Genomic DNA, 6,057 nt, shown 5'->3' on the forward strand with positions numbered 1-6,057 from the left:
TGGCGGCATGGCCCGGCGCCGCACACCGCCACGTCAGCGGTGGCAGTCATCGCCGCCCCCGCCTGCCCGCCGGGTGGAGGTCGGGCCCGACGGCCACGAGTACGAAGTCCGTCCGGTCGCGGCCGCCCGTGCGGTCAAGACCTACCGTTGCCCGGGCTGCGATCACGAAATTCGGGTCGGCACCGCACATCTGGTGGTGTGGCCAACCGATCCGACCCTCGGTGGAGGCCCAGGACTCGTCGAAGATCGGCGGCATTGGCACACCCCGTGCTGGAGCCACCGCGCCACGCGGGGCCCAACCCGGAAGTGGTCTTGATCAGGCGGCCGGTTCGACCAGCTCGATGAGGACGCCGCCGGCGTCCTTGGGGTGGATGAAGTTGATCCGCGAGTTTGCCGTGCCGCGGCGCGGGGCCTCGTAGACGAGCCGGATGCCCTGCGAGCGCAGGTGCTCGATCACGCTGTCGAGGTCGCTCACCCGAACCGCCATCTGCTGGATCCCGGGCCCGCGCTTGTCGAGGAACTTGGCGATGGTCGAGGAGTCGTCGATCGGGGCCATCAGCTGGATCTGCGCCGTACCGGTGGGCGCGCCGCGCACGGCCAGCATGGCTTCGCGGATTCCCTGGTCCTCGTTGACTTCCTCGTGCACCAGGATCATGCCGAGGTGGTCGCGGTACCACGCGATTGCCGCGTCCAAGTCGGCGACTGCGATGCCGACGTGATCGATCGCCGTCACCAGCTCGGTGGCCAGGACCTGACGGGCGTCAACTTGATCGGTCGTCATCACATAAAGGTAACCTGGCGGCAAAGACTGCGCTTCTCCGGGAGGCCGGATCGGCCGTCCACGGACCTTTGGGAGGTTGTTATGACGACGTCGGTGATCGTTGCTGGAGCGCGCACGCCGATCGGCAAATTGATGGGTTCGCTGAAGGATTTTTCGGCCAGCGATCTGGGTGCCATCGCGATCGCCGGCGCGCTGGACAAGGCCAACGTGCCCGCGTCGGCTGTCGAGTACGTGATCATGGGCCAGGTGCTGACGGCCGGCGCCGGCCAGATGCCCGCGCGGCAGGCGGCCGTAGCGGCCGGCATCGGCTGGGACGTCCCGGCGCTGACCATCAACAAGATGTGCCTGTCCGGCATCGATGCCATCGCGCTGGCTGACCAGCTGATTCGAGCCGGTGAGTTCGACGTCGTGGTGGCCGGTGGGCAGGAGTCGATGACCAAGGCGCCGCATTTGCTGATGGACAGCAGGGCGGGCTACAAGTACGGCGACGTCACCGTCCTCGACCACATGGCCTACGACGGCCTGCACGACGTCTTCACCGACCAGCCGATGGGCGCGCTCACCGAGCAGCGCAACGACGTCGACAAGTTCACCCGCGCCGAGCAGGACGAGTTCGCTGCGCGGTCGCATCAGAAGGCGGCGGCGGCGTGGAAGGACGGCGTCTTCGCCGACGAGGTCGTTCCCGTCAACATCCCGCAGCGCAAGGGTGATCCGCTGCAGTTCACCGAGGACGAGGGGATTCGCGCCAACACCACCGCCGAGTCGCTGGCCGGCCTCAAACCGGCCTTTCGCAAGGATGGCACCATCACCGCCGGGTCCGCGTCGCAGATCTCCGACGGGGCCGCGGCCGTGGTGGTGATGAACAAGGCCAAGGCGGAGGAACTGGGGCTGACCTGGCTGGTGGAGATCGGTGCACACGGCGTCGTCGCCGGGCCGGACTCCACCTTGCAATCGCAGCCGGCCAACGCGATCAAGAAGGCGCTCAGCCGCGAGGGCATCACCGTCGACCAGCTCGACGTGGTCGAGATCAACGAGGCGTTCTCCGCCGTCGCGCTGGCCTCCACCCGCGAACTCGGCGTGGATCCCGAGATCGTGAACGTCAACGGCGGCGCGATCGCCGTGGGGCACCCCATCGGGATGTCGGGCGCGCGGATCACGCTGCATGCCGCCCTGGAACTGGCCCGCCGCGGCTCCGGCTACGGCGTCGCGGCCCTGTGCGGCGCGGGCGGGCAGGGTGACGCACTGATCCTGCGGGCAAAGTAAGCGGGCCGAGAAGCCGGAGCGCCGACGCCCTGGGCGACGTTGCTGGACCGACGCGGGTGGGAAGTTTTGTGATCTTCGTCATATCGTCCCCCGCGGCCGTCTCCGGGCGCGATTTTCGGGCCGCGGCACCGGGCCCACGCGTCCGCGCGACCGGGTGGATGGGGCACCGATGCGCATGACAAACTTGACGGCGTGACGCGTCCGCGACCCTCGATCGGCCCCGCGATGGCCGGCGCTGTCGACCTATCCGGCCTCAAGCAGCGGGCCCAGCAGCAACCGCCCGGCGGTGGGACCGGCGGCGGCACAACGCCGGCCGCCGAGGGCGGCCCCGGAGGCACCGCGATCACCGAGGCCAATTTCGAGGCCGAGGTCCTGCTGCGGTCCGAGGAAGTGCCCGTCGTGGTGCTGCTGTGGTCCCCGCGCAGCGACGCGTGCGTCCAGCTGCTGGACACGCTGTCCGGCATGGCCGCCCAGGACAACGGACAGTGGTCGCTGGCGACGGTCAACGTCGACGTGGCGCCCAGGGTTGCCCAGATATTCGGTGTCGACGCGGTGCCTACCGTCGTGGCTTTGGCCGCCGGGCAGCCGATCTCGAGCTTCCAGGGCATGCAGCCGCCGGATCAATTGCGCGGCTGGCTGGACCAGATCCTTTCGGCGACGGCCGGGAAGCTCAGGGGCCCAGGCGGTTCCGCCGCTGCCGACGAAGTCGACCCCGAGTTGGCGGCCGCCCGCGAGCAGCTGGAGGCCGGCAATTTCGAGGGCGCCCGAGCGGCGTATCAAGCAATTTTGGACGCCAATCCGGGCAGCGCCGAGGCCAAGGGCGCGATCCGGCAGATCGACTTCCTGATGCGCGCGACCGCGCATTCACCGGACGCGGTGGCCGCCGCCGATGCGGCACCGGCCGATATCGAAGCGGCCTTCGCGGCTGCCGATGTCCAAATCCTCAACCAGGACGCGAGCGCGGCGTTCGAGCGCCTGATTGCTCTGGTGCGCAGCACATCCGGGGACGAGCGCACTCGGGTGCGCACCCGGCTGATCGAGCTGTTCGAGCTCTTCGATCCCGCCGATCCCGAGGTCGTCGCCGGGCGGCGGAACCTCGCCAACGCGCTCTACTGAGGTCGCCGGCCGCGGCCGTCGGGTGGTTGCGGCGAAAGCGGCTCGTGCTGAGCGGCCCCGGTCTACTCGGGCTCGAGCCAGAGGGCCGAGTTGGGCGGCAGCACCAGCACCGCGGAGGCGGGACGCCCATGCCACGGGTCGTCGGTGGCGTCCACCCCGCCCATGTTGCCGATGCCCGTCCCGTTGTAGTCGGTGGCGTCGGTGTTGAGCACCTCGCGCCAGCGCCCTGCGGACGGCAGCCCGAGCCGGTAGCCGCTGTGCTCATTGCCCGCGAAGTTGAAGATGCACGCCATGACGGATCCGTCACTGCCATAACGCAGGAAGCTGAGCACGTTGTTGGCCGAGTCGTTGGCGTCGATCCAGGAGTATCCGTCGGGGATGGTGTCCTGGCTCCACAGCGCCGGGTGGCTGCGGTAGATGGCGTTGATGTCACGCACCAGACGCGCGACGCCGTTCGAGAAGCCCTGCTCGTCGAGCTGCCACCAGTCCAGACCGCGCTCCTCGGACCATTCGGCGCGCTGGCCGAATTCCTGTCCCATGAACAGCAATTGCTTGCCGGGATGCGCCCACTGATAGGCGAGCAGGCTGCGCAGCCCGGCGGCCTTGACGTGGTTGTTGCCCGGCATCCGGCCCCACAGGGTGCCCTTGCCGTGCACGACCTCGTCGTGGCTGATCGGCAGCACGTAGTTCTCGCTGAACGCGTACAGCATCGAGAACGTCATCTCGTGGTGGTGGTAGTTGCGATAAATCGGGTCGCGGCTGATGTAGTCGAGCGTGTCGTGCATCCAGCCCATGTTCCACTTCATCGAAAAGCCCAGGCCGCCAAGGTTTGTCGGGCGCGTGACGCCGGGCCACGACGTCGACTCCTCGGCGATGGTGACGATGCCGGGCGCGCTCTTGTGCACCGTGGCGTTCATCTCCTGCAGGAACTGAACGGCCTCGAGGTTCTCCCGCCCGCCGTAGATGTTGGGCGTCCAGCCGCCCTCGGGGCGTGAATAGTCCAGGTACAGCATGGAAGCCACCGCGTCCACCCGCAGGCCGTCGACGTGGTACTCCTCGAGCCAGTACAGAGCGTTCGCCACCAGGAAGTTGCGCACCTCGGCGCGTCCGAAGTCGAAGACGTATGTGCCCCAGTCAAGTTGCTCGCCACGCTTGGGGTCGGCGTGCTCGTAGAGCGGGGTGCCGTCGAACCGTCCCAGCGCCCACGCGTCCTTCGGGAAGTGCGCAGGCACCCAGTCCACGATCACGCCGATGCCGGCGTGGTGCAGCGCGTCGACCAGTGCCCGGAATTCGTCGGGCGTGCCGAAACGGGACGTCGGCGCGTAGTAGGACGTGACCTGGTAGCCCCAGGATCCGGCGAAGGGATGCTCGGCGACGGGAAGCAGCTCCACATGGGTGAAGCCGTGCTCCACCACGTAGTTGGTCAGCTCCTCGGCGAGCTGCCGGTAGCCGAGGCCGGGGCGCCACGAACCGAGGTGCACCTCATAGGTGCTCATCGGCTCGAACACCGGATTGCGTTGGGCGCGCTGTTCCATCCACTCGGCGTCCTGCCAGGTGTACTTGCTGCGCGTGACACGGGAGGCGGTGTGCGGCGGAACCTCGGTGGCGAAGGCCATCGGGTCGGCCCGCTCGGTCACGACCCCGTCGGCGCCGTGCACGCGAAACTTGTACAGACCGTCGGGGGGGAAGTCGGGCCAGAACAGCTCCCACACTCCCGACGAGCCCAGCGACCGCATCGGAGCGTCGCTGCCGGTCCAGCCGTTGAACTCGCCGATCAGGCTGACGCCCTTGGCATTGGGCGCCCACACCGCGAACGACACGCCGTTGACCACGCCGTCTGCCGTGGTGAACGAGCGGGGATGCGCCCCAAGGACTTCCCAGAGCCGCTCGTGTCGACCCTCGCCGAACAGGAAGAGGTCGACCTCGCCCAGCGTGGGCAGGAAGCGGTACGCGTCGGCGACCGTGTAAGGGTCGGCGCCCTCGTATTTGATCTGCAGCCGGTAGTCGATCAGGCCGGTGAACGGCAGCACCGTGCCGAACAACCCGGATTCGATGTGCTCCAACGGAAACCGGTCGTCGCCGACGAGTGCGACCACCTCGGCCGCATGCGGCCGGAACGCCCGGATGACGGTGTGGTCGGCATACTCGTGGGCGCCCAGAATGCCGTGCGGGTTGTGCTGCGTGCCGGCCAGGAGGCGGCCCAGGTCGGCCGGGTCGGGGGCCAGGTGCGTCCTGGCCAGTTGGTCGGCTTGGCTCATCTCACAATCCCTCCGGTCCGTTAGGTGGCCTGCGGAGCAGCTTCATTCGCGCGTCCTGCGGGATGAGTGGCATGTTGATCACATGCGCGACCGCTCGCGCAGGGTCGATGCGAACGTAGTTTGCTTGCCCCCATTGGAATTCTTGGCCGGTGATTTCGTCGCGCACCCAAAATCGTTCGTAGGGCTCCATACCCAAAGCCGCCATGTCCAAAAACAGCGTGGCCTCTTCGGCCCCGAACGCGTTGAGCGTCACCACCACCAACACGCAGTCGCCGGTCGCCGGGTCGAACTTGCTGTAGGCCAGCAATGCGTCGTTGTCCACCGCGTGGAAATGAATGGTGCGCAGCTGCTGCAGCGCCGGATGCAGCCGGCGAATCGAGTTGAGCAGGGTGATGAACGGCTCCAGCGAGCGTCCCTCGGCCAGCGCACCCGCGAAATCGCGGGGCCGCAGTTCGTATTTCTCCGAGTCCAGGTACTCCTCGCTGCCCTCCCGCACCGCGCGGTGTTCGAACAGCTCGTATCCGGAATACACGCCCCACGCCGGACCCATCGTCGCCGCCAGCACCGCGCGGATCGCGAACATGCCGGGGCCGTTGTGCTGCAGGCTCGCATGCAGGATGTCGGGTGTGTTGACGAACA

5 protein-coding genes and 1 pseudogene are annotated in these 6,057 nt (G+C 68.0%); 3 read left to right on the forward strand and 3 right to left on the reverse strand.

Going from position 1 to position 6,057, the window contains the following annotated elements:
- The first annotated feature begins 7 nt into the window (after positions 1–7).
- Positions 8–316 carry a hypothetical protein gene (locus tag A5701_RS27145; RefSeq protein WP_082950235.1) on the forward strand — a complete coding sequence of 103 codons (309 nt, stop codon included), beginning with the start codon at positions 8–10 and terminating at the stop codon, positions 314–316.
- Here the strand turns inward: A5701_RS27145 and mce are convergent, their stop codons facing one another.
- A complete protein-coding gene (mce, locus tag A5701_RS01440) occupies positions 317–784 on the reverse strand; it encodes a methylmalonyl-CoA epimerase (RefSeq protein ID WP_197499003.1) in 468 nt (155 codons plus the stop codon).
- Positions 785–862: 78 nt separating this feature from the next.
- Here mce and A5701_RS01445 point away from each other — a divergent pair, with 78 nt between their 5' ends.
- Positions 863–2,044, forward strand: a complete 1,182-nt coding sequence (locus tag A5701_RS01445) for an acetyl-CoA C-acetyltransferase (RefSeq protein ID WP_067747757.1) — start codon at positions 863–865, stop codon at positions 2,042–2,044.
- A 192-nt stretch (positions 2,045–2,236) separates the two neighbouring features.
- Positions 2,237–3,160 (forward strand): tetratricopeptide repeat protein, encoded by a 924-nt coding sequence (locus A5701_RS01450; RefSeq protein WP_067747760.1) that lies wholly within the window; start codon positions 2,237–2,239, stop codon positions 3,158–3,160.
- Between the two features lie 62 nt (positions 3,161–3,222).
- Here A5701_RS01450 and glgB read toward each other — a convergent pair whose 3' ends face one another.
- Both glgB and A5701_RS01460 read right to left on the reverse strand, forming a co-directional pair.
- Positions 3,223–5,418, reverse strand: coding sequence for a 1,4-alpha-glucan branching protein GlgB (gene glgB, locus A5701_RS01455; protein WP_067747762.1), 2,196 nt, complete (start codon positions 5,416–5,418; stop codon positions 3,223–3,225).
- A 1-nt stretch (position 5,419) separates the two neighbouring features.
- Positions 5,420–6,057 (reverse strand): annotated as a pseudogene (locus tag A5701_RS01460) (alpha-1,4-glucan--maltose-1-phosphate maltosyltransferase); the annotation flags it as partial.

Origin of the sequence: Mycobacterium sp. E3305, assembly GCF_001666785.1 — a bacterium.
Lineage (GTDB): Bacteria > Actinomycetota > Actinomycetes > Mycobacteriales > Mycobacteriaceae > Mycobacterium.